Annotated in this window: 13 protein-coding genes; 7 read left to right on the top strand and 6 right to left on the bottom strand. The window is 68.2% G+C overall.

Features of this window, described 5'->3' with window-relative positions; translation table 11 throughout:
• From WBA11_RS06080 to WBA11_RS06065, 4 genes are all read left to right on the top strand, one after another.
• Positions 1–1,868 (top strand): PDZ domain-containing protein (locus WBA11_RS06080; protein WP_424519817.1); only part of this gene is annotated, 1,868 nt, incomplete at its 5' end.
• A 312-nt stretch (positions 1,869–2,180) separates the two neighbouring features.
• A complete protein-coding gene (locus WBA11_RS06075) occupies positions 2,181–2,684 on the top strand; it encodes a hypothetical protein (protein ID WP_424519816.1) in 504 nt (167 codons plus the stop codon).
• 186 nt (positions 2,685–2,870) lie between these two features.
• Positions 2,871–3,863, top strand: a complete 993-nt coding sequence (locus WBA11_RS06070; protein ID WP_424519815.1) for an endonuclease/exonuclease/phosphatase family protein — start codon at positions 2,871–2,873, stop codon at positions 3,861–3,863.
• 139 nt (positions 3,864–4,002) lie between these two features.
• Positions 4,003–5,190: a hypothetical protein gene (locus WBA11_RS06065; protein WP_424519814.1), complete on the top strand. Its 1,188-nt coding sequence runs from the start codon at positions 4,003–4,005 to the stop codon at positions 5,188–5,190.
• Here the strand turns inward: WBA11_RS06065 and WBA11_RS06060 are convergent.
• From WBA11_RS06060 to uvrB, 3 genes are all read right to left on the bottom strand, one after another.
• Complete coding sequence (locus WBA11_RS06060) at positions 5,187–5,717, bottom strand: hypothetical protein (protein ID WP_424519813.1); 531 nt, start codon at positions 5,715–5,717, stop codon at positions 5,187–5,189. The two genes, WBA11_RS06065 and WBA11_RS06060, sit on opposite strands and share 4 nt — an antisense overlap.
• Before the next feature lie 4 nt (positions 5,718–5,721).
• Complete coding sequence (locus tag WBA11_RS06055; RefSeq protein ID WP_424519812.1) at positions 5,722–6,570, bottom strand: DUF2391 family protein; 849 nt, start codon at positions 6,568–6,570, stop codon at positions 5,722–5,724.
• 115 nt (positions 6,571–6,685) lie between these two features.
• Positions 6,686–8,770, bottom strand: a complete 2,085-nt coding sequence (uvrB, locus tag WBA11_RS06050) for an excinuclease ABC subunit UvrB (protein ID WP_424519811.1) — start codon at positions 8,768–8,770, stop codon at positions 6,686–6,688.
• A 151-nt stretch (positions 8,771–8,921) separates the two neighbouring features.
• On the opposite strand from uvrB, the gene WBA11_RS06045 reads away from it, so the two are divergent.
• Together WBA11_RS06045 and WBA11_RS06040 are read left to right on the top strand one after the other, a co-directional pair.
• Positions 8,922–10,598, top strand: coding sequence for a sensor histidine kinase (locus tag WBA11_RS06045; protein WP_424519810.1), 1,677 nt, complete (start codon positions 8,922–8,924; stop codon positions 10,596–10,598).
• A complete protein-coding gene (locus WBA11_RS06040; protein ID WP_424519809.1) occupies positions 10,595–12,274 on the top strand; it encodes an McrB family protein in 1,680 nt (559 codons plus the stop codon). Before WBA11_RS06045 ends, WBA11_RS06040 begins: the two co-directional genes overlap by 4 nt.
• Here WBA11_RS06040 and WBA11_RS06035 read toward each other — a convergent pair.
• Positions 12,260–12,898, bottom strand: coding sequence for an N-acetyltransferase family protein (locus tag WBA11_RS06035; RefSeq protein ID WP_424519808.1), 639 nt, complete (start codon positions 12,896–12,898; stop codon positions 12,260–12,262). The genes WBA11_RS06040 and WBA11_RS06035 overlap by 15 nt on opposite strands.
• Before the next feature lie 5 nt (positions 12,899–12,903).
• On the opposite strand from WBA11_RS06035, the gene WBA11_RS06030 reads away from it, so the two are divergent.
• On the top strand, positions 12,904–14,502 hold the full coding sequence (locus WBA11_RS06030) for a DUF2357 domain-containing protein (RefSeq protein WP_424519807.1): 1,599 nt from the start codon (positions 12,904–12,906) through the stop codon (positions 14,500–14,502).
• Here WBA11_RS06030 and WBA11_RS06025 read toward each other — a convergent pair.
• Positions 14,480–15,454, bottom strand: a complete 975-nt coding sequence (locus WBA11_RS06025) for a glycerophosphodiester phosphodiesterase family protein (RefSeq protein ID WP_424519806.1) — start codon at positions 15,452–15,454, stop codon at positions 14,480–14,482. The two genes, WBA11_RS06030 and WBA11_RS06025, sit on opposite strands and share 23 nt — an antisense overlap.
• Positions 15,451–15,888: a SufE family protein gene (locus WBA11_RS06020; protein ID WP_424519805.1), complete on the bottom strand. Its 438-nt coding sequence runs from the start codon at positions 15,886–15,888 to the stop codon at positions 15,451–15,453. Before WBA11_RS06020 ends, WBA11_RS06025 begins: the two co-directional genes overlap by 4 nt.
• Positions 15,889–16,266: the final 378 nt, after the last annotated feature.

Raw genomic sequence — 16,266 nt, 5'->3', positions numbered from 1 at the left:
TCATGGCATGGTCCGCGGAGACCGGCGAGACCGCGGCGCTCACCGACCCGATGGCCGACGCCTTCGCCCCGGCGTGGGACCGCGACGGCCGGCACCTCTACTTCCTGGCGAGCACCGACGTGGCTTTGGGCTCCGGCTGGGCCAACACGTCCTCGATGGGTGCCGACCCCGAGTACGCGGCCTACGTGATCGTGCTGCGCGAGGACGACCCGACCCCGTTCTCGCTTCGCAGCGACGAGGAGCCCGTCGAGGACGCCGACCTCGAGGCCGAGGACACGCCGGACGTGGACGAGGACGACCCCGAAGACCTCGAGGCCGACGACGTGGTTCGCATCGACTTCGACCGGATCGACCGCCGCACACTCGCGCTCCCGATGCCGAGCGGCGGCTACGCCGTCACGATGGCGGGTCCGACTGGATCCGTGTTCATCGGCGAGTATCCGCCGGACGGGTTCGCGCTCACGATCCACAAGTTCGTCCTCGAAGACCGCGAGGCGTCCCCGTTCCTCGAGGGCGTCCGGTTCGCGACGGTCTCCGCGGATGGCGAGAAGATCCTGACGCGTGGCGGTGGCGGATGGACGGTGTCCGGCACCGGCGGACCGAGCGGGGAGGGCGGCGATCGCGTCGACGTCGAGCTCCGCACCGAGCTCGACCGGCAGGCCGAGTGGCGCCAGATGCTGGACGAGGCCTGGGCCTACCAGCGCGACTTCTTCTACGACCCCGACACGCACGGCCGCGACTGGGACGAGGTCTACGACCGCTACGCCTCGCTCGCCGACCACGTCAAGCACCGCGCCGACCTGACGTACCTGCTCGACCAGATGAACGGCGAGCTGTCCGTCGGCCACAGCTTCGTCTTCGGCGGCGACTACCCGGCCGTCGACACGGTCCGCGTCGGCGTGCTCGGCGCCGACCTCGAGGCCAAAGACGGCGGCTGGCGGATCTCGCGGATCTACACGTCCGAGAGCTGGAATCCGGGGCTCGTCGCCCCGCTCGACCAGCCCGGCCTCGAGGTCGAGGAGGGCGACTTCTTGGTCGGCGTCGAGGGCGAAGCGCTAACGGCCCAAGACGATCCGTACCGGTTGCTCGATGGGACCGCCGGGCGGCAGACCGTCCTCCACATCAACGACCGGCCCGGCCTCGAGGGCGCGCGTCGCGTCACCGTGGAGCCGACGCGGAGCGAGAGCGGGCTGAGGCAGCGGGCTTGGGTCGAGGACAACCGCCGCGCCGTGGACGACATGTCCGGTGGTCGGCTCGCCTACGTCTGGGTCCCCAACACCGCCGGCGCGGGCTACGTCTCGTTCAACCGCTACTACTTCGCCCAGCAAGACAAAGAAGGCGCCGTCATCGACGAGCGGTTCAACGGCGGCGGACTCCTGGACGACTACATGGTGGACCTGATGACGCGCCGCCTCCGCGCTGCGATTACGAACGAGGTGCCCGGCGGAGCCGCGATCCGCCTACCGGCTGGCATCCTCGGCCCGAAGGTGTTGCTCGTCAACGAGCTCGCGGGCTCTGGCGGCGACTTCTTCCCCTGGGTCTTCCGCCAGCAGAACGCCGGCCCACTCATCGGCACGCGGACGTGGGGCGGCTTGGTCAAGTCGTCGGTCCACTACGCGTTGGTCGATGGTGGCGCGCTGACAGCCCCAGACAACGCGGTCTTCGACCCGATCAACAACCAGTGGATCGGGGAGAACGAGGGGATCGCGCCCGACATCGAGGTCGTCCTCGATGCAAAATCGGTCGCCGAGGGCCGAGACCCCCAGCTCGAGCGCGCCGTCGAGGTCGCCCTCGACCTGCTCCGCCAAGAGCCGACGCCGACCGTCGAACCGCCGGCCTATCCGCGACCAGCGGTTCAGGGCGACTGATGCTCGGCCTCGAGATATCGGCCTCGAGGTATCGGCCTCGAGGACGAGCGCGGATGTGATCTCGTCCGTCCTCGAGGGCGGACGAGCATCGGTGTGGATGGTCCTACGGCGTGAGGGACGACGTATGGACGGCGATGCCGGCCCTCACAGGTCGGAGGCTCCTCACCGGTCGTCCACAGTCTGCCCGCGCTCGCTATGTCTCTCCGACTGCTCTGTTTCGCTCTCTTGCTCGCGCCTATCGCGGTCGGTTGTGGCTCTGGGTCCGACGTCGATACGGACGTCGCGGTCACGCCGGACGGAGCCGAACAGGTCGTGGCAGCTGACCAACTCTTCGACCGTCAGTTTGCGCAAGTATGCCGTGGTACGGCCGGGCAGCCCGCCGCGACGGCGTATGAGCCGAGGCCCGGAGTCCATCCCTTCCTCGTCCTGAAGTCCACCGACGGGACGGACTACGTCGGGTTGTCATCTGGGACATACCCCGAGGGGTGGCACGTCAAGTGGCCGGATCTCGCCGAGGCTGAGTTGGTGGTGTGCGCGACACAAGTCTCGGCGACCCCGACGGAGATCTGTGAGGGGTACACGGACGACGACTCGGACACAGAGTGGACCGTCCAGACGCACGACGTGGTGTACGAGTACACGGTCCGCTCTGCAACGACCGCCGAGGAGCTCGGTACCCAAAAGTTCGAGGCCCCGGGCAAGTGCCCCATGTTCTCGATGTACAACGGCAGGGACGCACTACCCCTCCTCAACTACCCCACACCGTCGACCGGCGAGGTCGAGGTGTTCCTCCAACCGTTCGTGACCGGAGGCTGAGGTTCGCGCCCTCGAAGACGGACGGTGGCGGACGTGGTGTGGTTGTTCGACAGCGGCTTCGTGTTTCCAACCTGTCCGACCTCCAGTCCGCCGCCCACCTCGATCCGTCCTCGAGGACGACGCTTCACCGCACCGTGATGCGGTACGCGCACGAGGGCCGTAGCCTCGAGGACTCTCCCGACCTCAATGCGCTACGCCCTCGCCCTCCTCGTTGGCCTCGCCGGCCTAGCGGCTCTCGCCGGCTGCTCGACCGCTGGCCCCGTCACGGACCCCGTCCGGGGCGCTACGGCGCTTCTGCCAGGCTACGCCTATCCGGCGGGCGATACGGTCCGCGTCGCGACCTACAACCTCGAGCACTTTGTCGACGCCTTCGACAGCCCCTACATCGGCGCGCGCCGAGAGAGCGAGGCGACAGTCCTCGAGGTTGACGCCCGGAACCGGCTCGCCGTCGACGCCCTGCGCGCCCTCGATGCCGACGTCGTCGCGCTCCAAGAGGTCGAGGGCGAAGGACTGGTGCGAGCCTTGGTGGACAGCCTCGCGCCCGACCTCGGCTACCGCTTCGTGGCCTCGGCCGACGACGCCGACTGGTACATGAACGTCGTGGTCCTGAGTCGCTTGCCGCTCGGCCCTCTCACCACCTTCGCCGACGCCGCGACGCCGATCCCCGGTTTCCAAGACGACGACGGGCGACCGGAGGCGACCGACTTGGCAAACCACCGACTGCTCGCGGTCGACGTCTACGCGCGGCCCGGGTACACCTTCACCCTCGTAGCGGCGCACCTCAAGGCCGGTCGGTCCGCCCGCGACGAGGCGTGGCGGACCGGACAGGCCGGGCTCCTCCACGCCTGGCTCGGCCAGCGCTTCGGCGATCCCGACGCGGCCAACGTCGTCTTCGCCGGCGATCTCAACGCGATCCCCGGGACCCCGTCCTTCGACGCGCTCCTCAACGCCGACCGAGCACTCGGCCCGGTCCGCTTCCAGGACCCGCTCGCCGGGACCAGCGCCTTCTCACACCCCGCCGATGACCCCGTCCGCCGGCTCGACCACGTCCTGGTCAGCGACGGAGCCGCCCCCGAGGCCGTGCCCGGTTCCGCCGCCGTCGTCTCCCCAATCGAGGACGCGCGCCGCTTGTCCGATCACCTGCCGGTCGTCCTCGAGGTCGTCGCGCGGGACCGGTAGTCGTCCTCGAGGACGAGGCGAAACCTGCGGGCGGTAGAGGGAAGCCCGGCGAGGATCATGAGGCGATCCCCTACCTGGGCGCAGTCTGGATCTTCGCCGGGGGGGGCTTCTACAAGGTCGCGCTCCCTTCCGCGCCCCTATGCCTGCCGACCCCGTCTCCGAATACGCCGTGGGCGTCATGACCATGGATGTCGAGGGGAAGAGTTCGGAGGGCTTCAACCGCATCGTTGAGCAGGGCGTCCGGCAGGTCGAGGCCGTCCTGGATCGCTTGGGCCTACGGACCGACCTGTTCGCCTTCGAGGGGCCGCACCTGACGCCCGCGGCCGGAGCCTACGCGCCGCTCGACTTCCTCGAGATCGGGATCGCTGAGAAGCTCGAGCGCAAGCTCCCGTTCCTCCTGGTCGTCACCGAGGTCGACCTGTCATCGTCGACGCTCGCGTACACCTTGGCGCTCCCTAGCCAGCTCACCAACGTCGGGATCGTCTCCACCAAGCGCCTCGACCCCGGCTTCTGGGGCGACGATCCCGACCCGGACCGGGCGGCCCACCGCCTCAGCGCGCTCCTGCTCCACACGCTCGGACACCTCCTCAACCTTCGCCACTCTAGCGACGACTCGAACGTGATGCACCCGGTCGAGGGCGTCGAGGACCTCGATGGGAAACAGGCCTTCACCGACCAGCAGCAGCAGCGGCTCCGCGCGATGCTCCCGCGCGAGAGCCACGACACGTTCGCGCCCGGCCGTGGGCGCCTCGAACGGTGGGCGTTCGTGCTCAAGACCGTCGTCGCCGACGCCGGCAGCATCGGCCGGGCTGTCGCCCGCGCGCACCCGTTCCGGCTCGTCACCCACATGCCGACGATGATCGCGGCCGGGCTCTCGGTCATCGTCGTGCTCCTGTTCAGCGCGGAGACCTGGGACGTCGCCGGCGCCGCCACGTTGGGGCAAGCGGTCCTGTTCTCCGTCATCTCGCTCCTATCGGCCGCCTTCGTCCTCTACCGCGCCTTCGCGTTCGACGCACTTCTGGGACGCGACGGCCGGCTCGCCGAGTCCACCGTCGTGACGACGACGGCGACCATGGTCAGCCTGGGGTTCGCCCTGGTGTCCCTGTTCCTCCTCTTCGGCGGGCTCATGTACTTCGGCGTTGTCACGGTCTTCCCCGAGCGGCTCATGGCGGCGTGGTCGACGGGGGACCCGGCGACGAGCACGCTCGACCACGTCAAGCTCAGCCTGTTTCTGGCCGCGATGGGCGTGTTGGCCGGCTCGCTCGGCGGCCGGTCGGACAGCCGCGACCTGGTCCGGAGCGTCCTGTTCCTCAACGAGGAGTCCTAGGGATTGCGGAAGGACACCACGCGCGACGTGAGGGGAGCGTCGAGGGGGGCTCCGAGCCCGACGCGCCCGGTTACCTCGGAGTCGAAGGGAACGTAGGCGAACGTGAGCTGAGCGCACGTGTCGGAGCCGGCGCAGACCTCGATGACTGCGGCCTCGGCGACCTTGTAGCCCTCGTTTGTCACCGTCACCGGGACCTCTACAACGTCGCCGTCCCTCGTGATCTCGCCGAGCTCTACTACGAGTTCGGCCGGCTGGTCAGTAGCCGTATACCACTCGTACCCCAGAAACCCGATCACAAAGAGAACAACGGCCGCTCCAACGGCCGTGATCGTCCACTCCAACCAGTTTTTTCCCTCGTCTGATCCTGACTCTTCGTCGGAGCCGTCCTCAGAAGGTTCTCCCGGGGCAGAGCCGTCGGAGTCGTCTTGGGACGACCCGTCAGCCTCGGCGGAGTCGTCCTGAGTGCCATTCGAGGACGGGCTCTCGTCCTCGTCTGTGCGTTCGGTCGGGGGGAGGGTGTCGCTCATAGGGTCAGAGGATAAGACGCCCGACAGAGGCACCGAGTGTGGCGGGGAGGGCGAGGTAGACTGTCATGAACACGGCCGGAGCGAGACCCGTGCCGTCGAACCGCCCGACGGACCACAAGAGGCCCGCCGCGAGGACTAAACCGATCCCGTACGTCACGCACGCGTCACCGAGCGGCCCGCCCGCGTAGATGCCACCGCCGTCCGTCACGCGGCCAGACCCCCGAAAGTTGAAGTAGCTCATTACCCCGAGCGCGAGGAAGAAGGAGAGGGCGGCCGTCCCAAATACGGCCCACGGCGGAGCTTCAAGCGCAATGACGACGATCTCCATCGTTGTAGCGAACCCGGACACGATGAGGATCGCCCCCAGGACCGAGTAGGCGATTTCGTGGACCAGCCCGCGCGGATCTTGATCGTTGTCGTCGCTCTCGTCGTCAGGATTCTCTCCGAGTTGAACCGAGCCGACAGCCACGCCGACCGACGACGTGAGGCCCAGAAGCACGATGCGGTTGACTGTCACTTCGAAAGAGAGCGAGGACGGGAGTTGGCCCAGAAGCTTCAGAATTATCCAGCCGACAAAGAACCCGATCGCCAGGATCTCGAGGGCTTCTAGCATCTCAGCGATTAGTCCGCCCGTGTCGTGGATGCCCGCGTAATGCGCATACGCCACGAGCACACAGAACGTGATAATCGTGGCCAGGAGCATGATGCCTGGTGTCGCGATAAATCCTTGCAACCACACCTCGGTGGTGTAGAGCGGGGCGAGCGCGAAGATCAAACCCCCAACGAGGCCCCGCGCGTACCCCTTTAGCGTTTCGGGGATCGTGCGGGCCGGCGAACCGGAGTTTGAAGACATAGCGCAGGGGAGCAGAATCAGATGATAGACCCAGCGAGACGGCAGGGGGATCCAGGACCGGCTCCGATATCGGGACCTCCCCGACGTCGAGGGCGGGCCTCCTTATCCAAGGACGCTACGCTGCCAGGTCGGCCTCGATCTGGGAGATGGAGTCGCGGAGCTCGGCGGCCTTCTCGAACTCGAGGGCCTCGGCGGCGGCGTCCATTTCGCGCGTGAGCTGAGCCACCAAGTCTCGCTTTTGGTCGTCGGTGAGGTACTTGACGACGGGGTCGGCCACCTTGGGAAGCTGCTCAGGGCCGCTGTAGTAGGTGACGGCCTGCTTCGCTTTCCGCTCGTCCTGATCCGCCTTGTGGTCCGCGATGGCCGTGCCCCGGCGGACCTCGTCGATGGACTTGGTCACGGTCGTCGGGGTGATGCCGTGCTCTTCGTTGTAGGCGCGCTGGATCACGCGGCGGCGTTCGGTCTCGTCCATCATGCGCGCCATCGAGTCCGTCACCTTGTCGGCGTACAGGACGACGATCGACTCGGCGTTGCGGGCGGCGCGGCCGGCGGTCTGGATCAAGGAGCGCTCGCTACGTAGGAACCCTTCCTTGTCCGCATCCAAGATGGCGACCAAGTTGACTTCGGGGAGGTCCAGGCCCTCGCGCAGCAGGTTGATGCCGACCAACACGTCGAACTCGCCCAGGCGCAGATCGCGCAGGATGTCGACCCGCTCGAGCGCGTCGATGTCGCTATGCAGGTAGCGGACGCGGACGCCGAAGCTGTCGAGGTAGTCGGTCAGGTCCTCGGCCATCCGCTTCGTCAAGGTCGTGACCAAGACGCGGCCCCCGGCCTTGACGCGGTCGCGGATCTCGCCGAGCAAGTCGTCGATCTGGCCCTCGACCGGCCGCACCTCGACGTCGGGGTCGATGATGCCCGTCGGGCGGATGATCTGCTCGACGACCACGCCGCCCGACATCTCGAGTTCGTAGTCGGCCGGTGTGGCGCTGACGAAGGTGACGGCGTGGTGGAAGGTCTCGAACTCCTCGAAGGTGAGCGGCCGGTTGTCCATCGCGGACGGGAGCCGGAAGCCGTGCTCGACCAGGTTTAACTTGCGGGCGCGGTCTCCGTTGTACATGCCCCGGACCTGCGGGACGGTCACATGGCTCTCGTCGATCACGATCTGCCAGTCGTCGCCGTGGTTTTTCTGGAAGTAGTCGAGCAGGCAGTACGGACGCGTGCCGGGCTCGCGGCCGTCCATGTGGCGCGAGTAGTTCTCGATCCCGGAACAGTACCCGATCTCCTTGATCATCTCGATGTCGAAGAGCGTCCGCTGCTCCAGCCGCTCGGCGGCGACCATGCTGCCCTCGTTGCGCAGGATCGCGAGCCGCCACCGGAGCTCCTCTTGGATGCCCTGGATGGCGCGGTCGACCTGGTCCTTGGGCGTCACGAAGTGCTTGGCCGGGTAGATCGTCAGCGTGTCGTCCTCGAAGCCGAGCTCGTCGCCGGTGACCGGGTTGATCCGGGAGATCTTTTCGACCTCGTCGCCCCAAAACTGGATGCGGTAGGCCTCGTCCTCGAGGTAGGCGGGGAAGACCTCGACGACGTCGCCTCGGACGCGGAAGGTGCCCGGCGTAAAGTCGACGTCGTTGCGGTTGTAGAAGACGTGGACCAACTCGAGCAGCAGCTCGTCGCGGTCGCGGTCCTGGCCCGGCGTGACCTGGACGAGTCGCTTTTTGTACTCGTCGGGGTTGCCGAGACCGTAGATGCAGGACACGCTCGCCACGATGACCACGTCCTTGCGGCCCGATACCAGCGCCGAGGTCGCGCGCAGCCGCAGCCGGTCGATCTCCTCGTTGATCGCCATGTCCTTCTCGATGTACGTGTCGCTCGAGACGATGTAGGCCTCGGGCTGGTAGTAGTCGTAGTACGAGATAAAGAACTCGACGGCGTTCTCGGGGAAGAACTGCCGCATCTCGGCGTAAAGCTGCGCCGCCAAGGTCTTGTTGTGCGAGATCACCAGCGTCGGCGTACCGACGTTGCGCATCACGTTGGCGACCGTGAACGTCTTGCCAGTGCCTGTCGCCCCCAAGAGCGTCTGGTACGGGTCGCCACGGAACAGGCCCTCGGTCAGCTCCGAGATCGCTCGCGGCTGGTCGCCCATCGGCTTGAAGCCGGTCGTGAGCTTGAAGGGCGAGTTGATGCGCTGAATCGTGGCCATAGTCGCGGAGAGGCAGTCGGGCAGGATCGCTGTCGGCGCTGACAACGGTGCGTCGCAGGCATCTACCCGACGCACTGTGTCGAGTTCAGAGGTACGATCTGCGTCCGTCCGCACGGCTCTCGCATAGCTTCCGGTCTCTTCCGCCCGTCTCGTGTCGTCGCCGCCCGTCCCTGATCCACCACGCGCTCCATTTGGGACCGGCTGGATTCAGCGGATCCCGTCGATCCGGGCCAAGCTGGCTCTGATCTTCGGGGTCCTGGTCGTCTTGGTGACGGTCAACACCGCCGCGATCCAATGGGGTGTCGCGCAACGGGCAGAGGCGTTCGGACAGCTCCGGGTCGGGATCGATCGCGTGACGTTGCTCCGGGACGCCCACAACCGGACAGACGACCGGCAGGTGTACTTCGACCTGCTCAGCGCGCTCTCTCCAGGCGCGATCACCTCTCTGCCTGACTTCACCAAGGAGGCCATCTCTACCGAGATCGACTCGACGGGGTTGATGGTCGCGGACGCGGTCTCGCTTCTGCCGCCGCCCAGCCGAGCACGCCTCGCGACGCTCCGCCGGAAGGTCGACAACCTGGGTCAAGCCTGGGACGAGTTCATGGAGGTGCAGAGAGAGGACCCGGCCCGAGCCCGAGTCGTCCTCGATGAGAGGGCGGACCCGCTCGCGCGTCGGCTGATCGACGACGAGTTTCCGGCCGCCATCAAGGCCGAGGAGGCTCGGCTCGATGATCTGTCGGATGGGTTTCTACGCACGAGCCGTCAGTCCCGGCGGGACACGTGGATCGGCCTGGCCGTCTCGACGTTGCTCGGCGGGCTGCTCGCGTTCGTCGTCTCGCGCGACGTCCTGGGATCTGTCCGCGCCCTCCGCGACGGGGCCGATGCGCTCGGGGCCGGCGACCGATCCCACCGCGTCCGACTCGACCGGAACGATGAGCTTGGGAAGGTCGCAGACGCCTTCGACACGATGGCGGACCGGCTCGACTCGAGGACGTCGGAGGTGGAGGCCCAGCGGGACAGCCTGACGTCCGCGCTCGGCGATCTTCAGACGGCGCAGGAGCGGTTGGTGCAGCAGGCGAAGCTGGCGTCCCTCGGCGAGTTGACCGCCGGGATCGCGCACGAGATCAAGAACCCGCTCAACTTCGTCACCAACTTTTCCTCGCTCAATACCGAACTGACTCAGGAGCTGCGACAAGCCGTCCGCGATCAGGACCGCGACGAGGTACTCGCGCTGGCGACCGAGATCGAGGAGAACGCGGGCCGTGTTCATCACCACAGCCAGCGGGCCGACGGCATCGTGCGCTCGATGCTCCAGCACTCGCGGGGGACACCGGGCGAGCGCGTGCGGACGGACGTGAATCGGGTGGTCGACGAGTACGTCGGGCTGGCGTTCCACGGCGTGCGGTCACGCAATCCGTCGCTCTCCATCGAGGTCGTCCGGGAGCTCGGAGAGGACACCGGAGCGGCCGTGATCGCTCCCGGAGAGATCGGTCGGGTCGTGGTGAACCTGGTCGGCAACGCCCTCGACAGCGTGACGGAGCGGGCCGCCCTCGAGGGCGCCGACTTCGTACCGACGGTCTGGGTCAAGACGTACCGTGACCCGAACGACGTCGTGATCCGCGTGTCCGACAACGGCGTCGGCCTCGAGGACGGGACCGAAGACAAGGTGCTCCAGCCGTTCTTTACCACCAAGCCGACGGGGCAGGGGACGGGCCTGGGCCTGTCGCTCAGCTACGAGATCGTGACGCGCGGCCACGGCGGCACGCTGGCGTTCGTCCCGACCCATGAAGGGGCCGCCGTCGAGGTCCGCATCCCCCACGCGACGTGACGTACTGGCTCTGGTCCATCCCTCCCGACGTCTACCCGACGGCCTTGCGCACGGGGACGTTCGCGCTGCGCCGACAAGGGCGCCGTCGCCTCGAGGACGTCCAGCCGGGCGACCGAATCTTCGCCTACCTCCCGGGCCGGCAGGTCATCACAGGTGTGTTCGAGGCGGTGGGCGATCCCTTCGAGGACGCGACCGCGTTGGCGTCGGGGCGCCACCTCCCGCATCGCCTGCGCGTCCGGCGCTTGGCCGTTCTCCCCGAAGAGACGTGGGTCTCGAGGGATGGGATTGGCGAGCTGCGCGTCCTAGAGGAGTACGCCGATCTTGGGCCGGAGGCGCGGTTTCGACGCGTCGTCCAGCAGGTGTTGCACCCGCTGCCGCTGATCGACGGCAAGGTGCTGGAGTTCGTGATCCAGGCCCGGCTGGGCGCCGACCCTGACGCGCTGATGGCTGCCGTCGAGGCCGTCCGTCGGGCGCGGAAGCGGGAGCCGGCCTCGAGGCCGACGTCTCCGGTCGTTGCGGAGCCTGTGGGGGCGTACGCCGCCTTCGATCACGGCCGCGCCGTCGAGGACGTCCTCGAGGCCGTCGCCGCTCGAGGGTTCCGGTTCGAGCCGTGGCAGATCGCGGCCTACGTGATAGCGCTGCGCACCAAGCCGTTCGTGCTGCTGGCTGGCGTGACCGGCGTCGGGAAGAGCAAGCTGCCAGTACTGGTCGCGGAAGCGACCGGGGGGACGCCGACCGTGCTTCCGGTGCGGCCGGACTGGACCGACCCGGCCGAGACGCTGGGCTACACCGACCTCGAGGGACGCTTCCGTCCGGGCTCGGTGCTTCGAGCCGCGCAAGCCGCATCGGACTCAGACCTCTACCACACGCTCGTCCTGGACGAGATGAACCTGGGGCGCCCCGAGCACTACCTCGCCGAGGTGCTGTCCAAGATGGAGCAGCGGTCGCCCGCGCCGCCGGGCTATGCGAGCCCCCCGCTGTTGTCCGAGACGCTCGGCCTCGAGGACGCGCATTGGCAGAGCGTGGGCCTGCCGCCGAACCTGGGGATCGTCGGGACTGTGAACGTGGACGAGAGCGCGCACGCGTTCAGCCGGAAAGTGTTGGATCGGGCGTTCGTCCTGGAGCTGAGCGCCCGCGACCTCGAGGCCTGGTCATCGTCCTCGAGGGCGACCGAATCGAGGACGTGGCCGAGTTCGGCGTGGACGCCTCGTGCAATCCGGCTGGGCGAGCTCGGGGACGTCACGGAGGACGAGCGCCGGGCCGTCGAGCGCGCCACTCGGGCAGTCGCGGAGGCGAGCGCGATCCTGGCGCCCGCCGGCCTCGAGGTCGGATACCGAGCCCGCGACGAGGTCGCGCTGTTCGTGCTTCATGCGCTCGAGGCTGCTGATGCCTTCCGCGCGCAAGACGGCGCGTCGGTCGACCCACTCGATCTGGCGCTGCTGATGAAGGTGGTGACGCGCATCGACGGCGCGCGCCGGGTCGTCCGGTCGGCCACGGCGGCGCTCCTGGAGTGGGCGGCGTCCGGCGATCGTCCGGCTACGCATCTCGTCGAGGTCTGGGTCGAGAGCGGGCGTCCTCCCGTCCTCGAGGGCGCGCACTTCCCGCGCATGGCCGCCCGGCTCGCCCGCGTCCTCGAGGGCGCCGACGAAGACGGCGTCGCGTCATTCTGGGCGTGAGCCTTGGGCGTGAGCCCAGGCTTCCCGTATCCGACTGACCGTCTCCTCAAACGCCTCTGCGGACGGCCCCGATGCCGCGTCGACGGGAAGCCCGAGATCCATGATGAGGTCCTGGCCGCTCCCGGTCGTGCTCGCCCCCAACCTGCGTAGCCACGTCGTCATTCGGTCGTTCTCCCTCCCGACGATGCCCCGGAGCGTATCGATGTCGAGTGGCCGCGCCTCGACGGCCAAGACCGCGAGCAAGAGTTGACCGACGCCCAAGCCTTGTGCTGTATCGAGGACGGTGAGCGAGAACTCGGCGACGCTCGGCTCTTCCGTCAGTCGGATAAAGCGCCCGATGCCGAACCCTGGAGCGTCGGGATCGCTCAGGTCGAGGGCGCCCCACGCGACGTGGTTGGTCCCGTCGACATCCGTGAGGTACCGGAGTTGAGCATCATTTAGCGATGACACGGAGCCTAGAAACCGGAGCCGCCGGGATTCGACGGACAACGCCTCGAACCCTTCGAGGAGACGGTCCCGGTCCTCTGGCACGACGGGACGGAGCGCCACCGGCCGGCCGTCGCGGAGCGTGAGGCGCAAGACGGGCGGAGTGGACACAGCAGCGAGAGGGGGGAGGGTTAGCATACGCTGTGCAAACGCTGTTCACCGTCGAGACCGGCCGCGTCCGCCTGATCTGGAGCGGACCCCGGTCTGCCGTGCCCTCGAGGCCGCTCGTGGTGCGGTCGGTATCTGGTGAGGCGTTCCACGTCAACGGCGGCGACGTGTCCGACCTCGAGGTCGGCTTTCAAGAAGAGACAGACTACCCTGTCTTGCTGCAAAGCCTCGACGGATCGGCCGTCGCTCTTGGGCACCGCGACCCGGTCGTGACCTCGAGGGTGGTCGTGTCCGACAGCGGCCGCGTCGTGCACGGGTCCGTTCGGTTCGGGTCCCAGGCCGGTCGGTCGACCTTCCAGGTTTGGGCGGGAGCACGCGTCGTCCTCGAGGTCGAGGCCTCCGTGCTCCCGACGAAAGTGAGCGAGGCGTTGGTCGGGCAGATGCGGTCCGAGGTCGAGCGCGTCGCGGCTGGGCTAGCCGTCTCGGCGCTCCGGCCGGCGGTGCTATCCGGGGACCTGGAGGATCGGGAGGTAGCGCCGCCGGTCTGGCTCGCGACGCTGCAGACATCCATCGCCGTCCTCGACCGGTCCATCCGAGAGATCGAGCGGCGGCCCGTCCTCGAGGTCGTCCGGTCTGTGCGCGGTGTGAGGCCGTCTCAGGTTCGGCGGCCCTCAACGGAGACACGCCGCTCGGCCTCGAGGACGGGACACCGAGTGCCGTCGCTCCCGACTCGACCTGCGGCGGGGACGAGAGATACAGCCGCTCATCGGTGGCTCCGCGCTCGCCTGCTCCACGTCTGGTCTCAGGTGCAGACGCTGTCCGAGGCCGAAGCCGGGCGGCGCCCCTCGGCTCGCCGCGACCGGATCCTCTCCGACCTCGAGGACGCAGCGTTGAGACTCGGTGCGCTCGCACAAAGCCGTCTCTTCACCAGGGTGGGAGCACGGGTGTCGTCGGGTGTTCCACTCGTGCTCCGGCGTCATCCGGTCTACGCATCGGCGTTCAACGCTCTCCAGTCTCTCGACAAAGGGTTACTCCTTCGAGGCCGAGCCCTCGATGTCGCCACGCAGGACCTCTCGCTTCTCTACGAGACGTGGTCCGTCCTCGAAGTCGTCCGCTCGTTCGCCCGTGCCCTCGAGGCTGAACCGCCGGCCCGTCCGTTCGGCATCGACGTGATCGGGACCGACGTCCGGTTGCGTCGAGGCCGAGCGCACGCCGTCGTCCTCGAGGGCGAGCGTGTGCAGGTCGAGATCGTCTACGAGCCGCGCTTCCCTGCGCCGCCGGCGCTCCTGGCCCAGCGGCCAGATCTCCTCGTGACCATCCGTCGCGGCGTCGAGGTCGAGCGGATCGTCCTCGATGCCAAGTACCGCCGGGACGATTCGGGTTCGTACCGTCGCCGCTATGGGGCTCCTGGTCCGCCCGAAGACGCGCTCGGAACGCTGCACCGGTATCGCGATGCGATCGTTGAGGCGCCACTGATCCGGCTCGCGGCGGCTCTCTTTCCCGGAGTGGCGGGCGAGACGTACTACGACTCGAGGTTGTGGACGAGCCTCGATGGCTTAGGCGTCGGCGCTGTCCCCCTCCAGCCCGGTGATCTCGAGGCGCTCGACCGCCTTACTCGCTCGCTCGTCTCGTGAGGTTGGCGTTGCGAGCCGCGAGAGCCGCGAGCGGGACCACGTCCGACGACAACACGTCGGCGCCCGTCTCCAGGATGATGTCATACGGTTGGGGACTCGAGGCCGCGCGAGCGGCGCCGTCGATCTCTCCGTAGGCCCCCGCTTGGGCTCGGATGCCCGCGGCGTGCAGCCGGTCGACGACGCCCGCGTCCGGCACGCCGATGCCCGTCCAGGCGATCATGCGATCGAGGTCGAGGCCGCTCGACAAGAGCGCGTCCACGTCCTCCGGCCTCGAGGCCGAGGCCGAGACCACCAGGTCGGGCGCGAGCGCGAACAGCTCCCGCTGGCGCTCGAGCGAGTACGTGATGACGGCGACCTGGTCCTCGGCGTTCGCCCTCCTCACCTCGGCGACCAGCGCCTCGAGGTCGACGTCGGACTTGACGTCGAGCAGGAGGACCGCACGGGCCTCGGCCCAGGCCAGGGCTTCGGCGAGGGTCGGGACGCGAAACGTCGTGACCGTTGTGTCGTCCGCGACCAAACGAAGCCGGCGCACGTCCTCGAGGGTGGCGTCCCCAAGAGGGCCGGTTCCCGTCGTGGTCCGGTCGAGCGTGTCGTCGTGGAGCAGGACCAGCACGCCGTCGGCCGTCTGGCGCACGTCGGTCTCGATCAAGGCGGGCGCGTGATTGAGGACGTTCTCGAACGTCTCGATCGCGTTCTCGGGGAGCCCTGGAACCGGCCCGCCACGGTGGGCTGCGATCCAGACCGGCGCGCCCGGCCGCCACCGCGTCGCCCGGGCTAGGTCGTCGGCCGAGCGGTAGTCGCGGTAGTGCACCGACGAGGTCGGCACCGAGACCCGGTTCGGCGGATCGAGGTCGGCCCCGATCTCGCGGCTCGTCCCGCACGCGGAGAGCGAGAGGACCAAGACGGCCAGTCCGACCTCGAGGGCGAACCGGCGTGCTGCGTCGACCCTCATGATTGCGCGGCCTCAGCCACTCCGTGTTTGAGCCGGGCGAGCACACCTGAAAAGCCCTGCTGCCGCTGCGGGCCGAGGAGAGGCGCGACCCCGAGCTGCCGGAGCAGGTCGTTCGGAATCGCCGCGACCTCGGCCGGTGTCGACCCCTCGTACGCGTCCATCAGGATGCCGACGAGGGCTCGCTGCGTCGGCGCGTGGCCCGGGATGTCGGCGTGGATGTGGACGGCCTCCGCTCCGTCCTCGAGGGCGACCTCGGGGAAAAAGTAGACCTCGGCTTGGCACTCGTGGACGCGCCCGAGCCCCGCGTCGCGCGCCGCCTGGTACTTCTGCGGGAGCGGCGGGAACTGCCGGGCGTGGTCGAGGAGCAGCTCGATCTGCAAGTCGCGTGGGACCGACGAGAGCTCGTCGGCGATGGCGCGGAGGCGGTCGTTCACGGGTTCGGGGTTCGGGGTTCGGGGTTCGGGGTTCGGGGTTCGGGTACTGCACGGCCCCGCTCGTCGGCACCCTCGAGGCCGGCGGGCGACACGGAGCTCTTTCGTCGACCTCGAGGACGACAACGACGTCCCCCTCTGTCGTGGGGACAGGGTGAGAGGTGCAGCGCTTGGACGACCTCGAGGGCGCTCACCGGACTCAGCCCAACCTGCATTCGTCACCACCACGACGGCCGCGAGGACGAACCGACGGCTGAGCCTGTGTCGATCCGGTGGACACCCCGATCTTTCCTTCACGATCGAGGTAATCCATCATGGCCCGCATCTTCTACTCCGACGACTTCAAGCACGAAGCCGTCCGACTCGTCACCGTCGAGGGAC

The sequence above is a fragment of the Rubrivirga sp. genome (assembly GCF_049648075.1).
In the GTDB taxonomy this organism is placed as follows: Bacteria; Bacteroidota; Rhodothermia; order Rhodothermales; family Rubricoccaceae; genus Rubrivirga.
This window is presented reverse-complemented; position numbering and strand designations above follow the sequence as displayed.

What these genes read in the sequence shown, in the direction of transcription:
- WBA11_RS06065 (WP_424519814.1), top strand. Translation starts at nt 4,003, where the DNA reads ATGCCTGCCGACCCCGTCTCCGAATACGCCGTGGGCGTCATGACCATG.
- WBA11_RS06025 (WP_424519806.1), bottom strand. Translation starts at nt 15,454, where the DNA reads ATGAGGGTCGACGCAGCACGCCGGTTCGCCCTCGAGGTCGGACTGGCC.
- WBA11_RS06055 (WP_424519812.1), bottom strand. Translation starts at nt 6,570, where the DNA reads ATGTCTTCAAACTCCGGTTCGCCGGCCCGCACGATCCCCGAAACGCTA.
- WBA11_RS06060 (WP_424519813.1), bottom strand. Translation starts at nt 5,717, where the DNA reads ATGAGCGACACCCTCCCCCCGACCGAACGCACAGACGAGGACGAGAGC.
- WBA11_RS06035 (WP_424519808.1), bottom strand. Translation starts at nt 12,898, where the DNA reads ATGCTAACCCTCCCCCCTCTCGCTGCTGTGTCCACTCCGCCCGTCTTG.
- uvrB (WP_424519811.1), bottom strand. Translation starts at nt 8,770, where the DNA reads ATGGCCACGATTCAGCGCATCAACTCGCCCTTCAAGCTCACGACCGGC.
- WBA11_RS06070 (WP_424519815.1), top strand. Translation starts at nt 2,871, where the DNA reads ATGCGCTACGCCCTCGCCCTCCTCGTTGGCCTCGCCGGCCTAGCGGCT.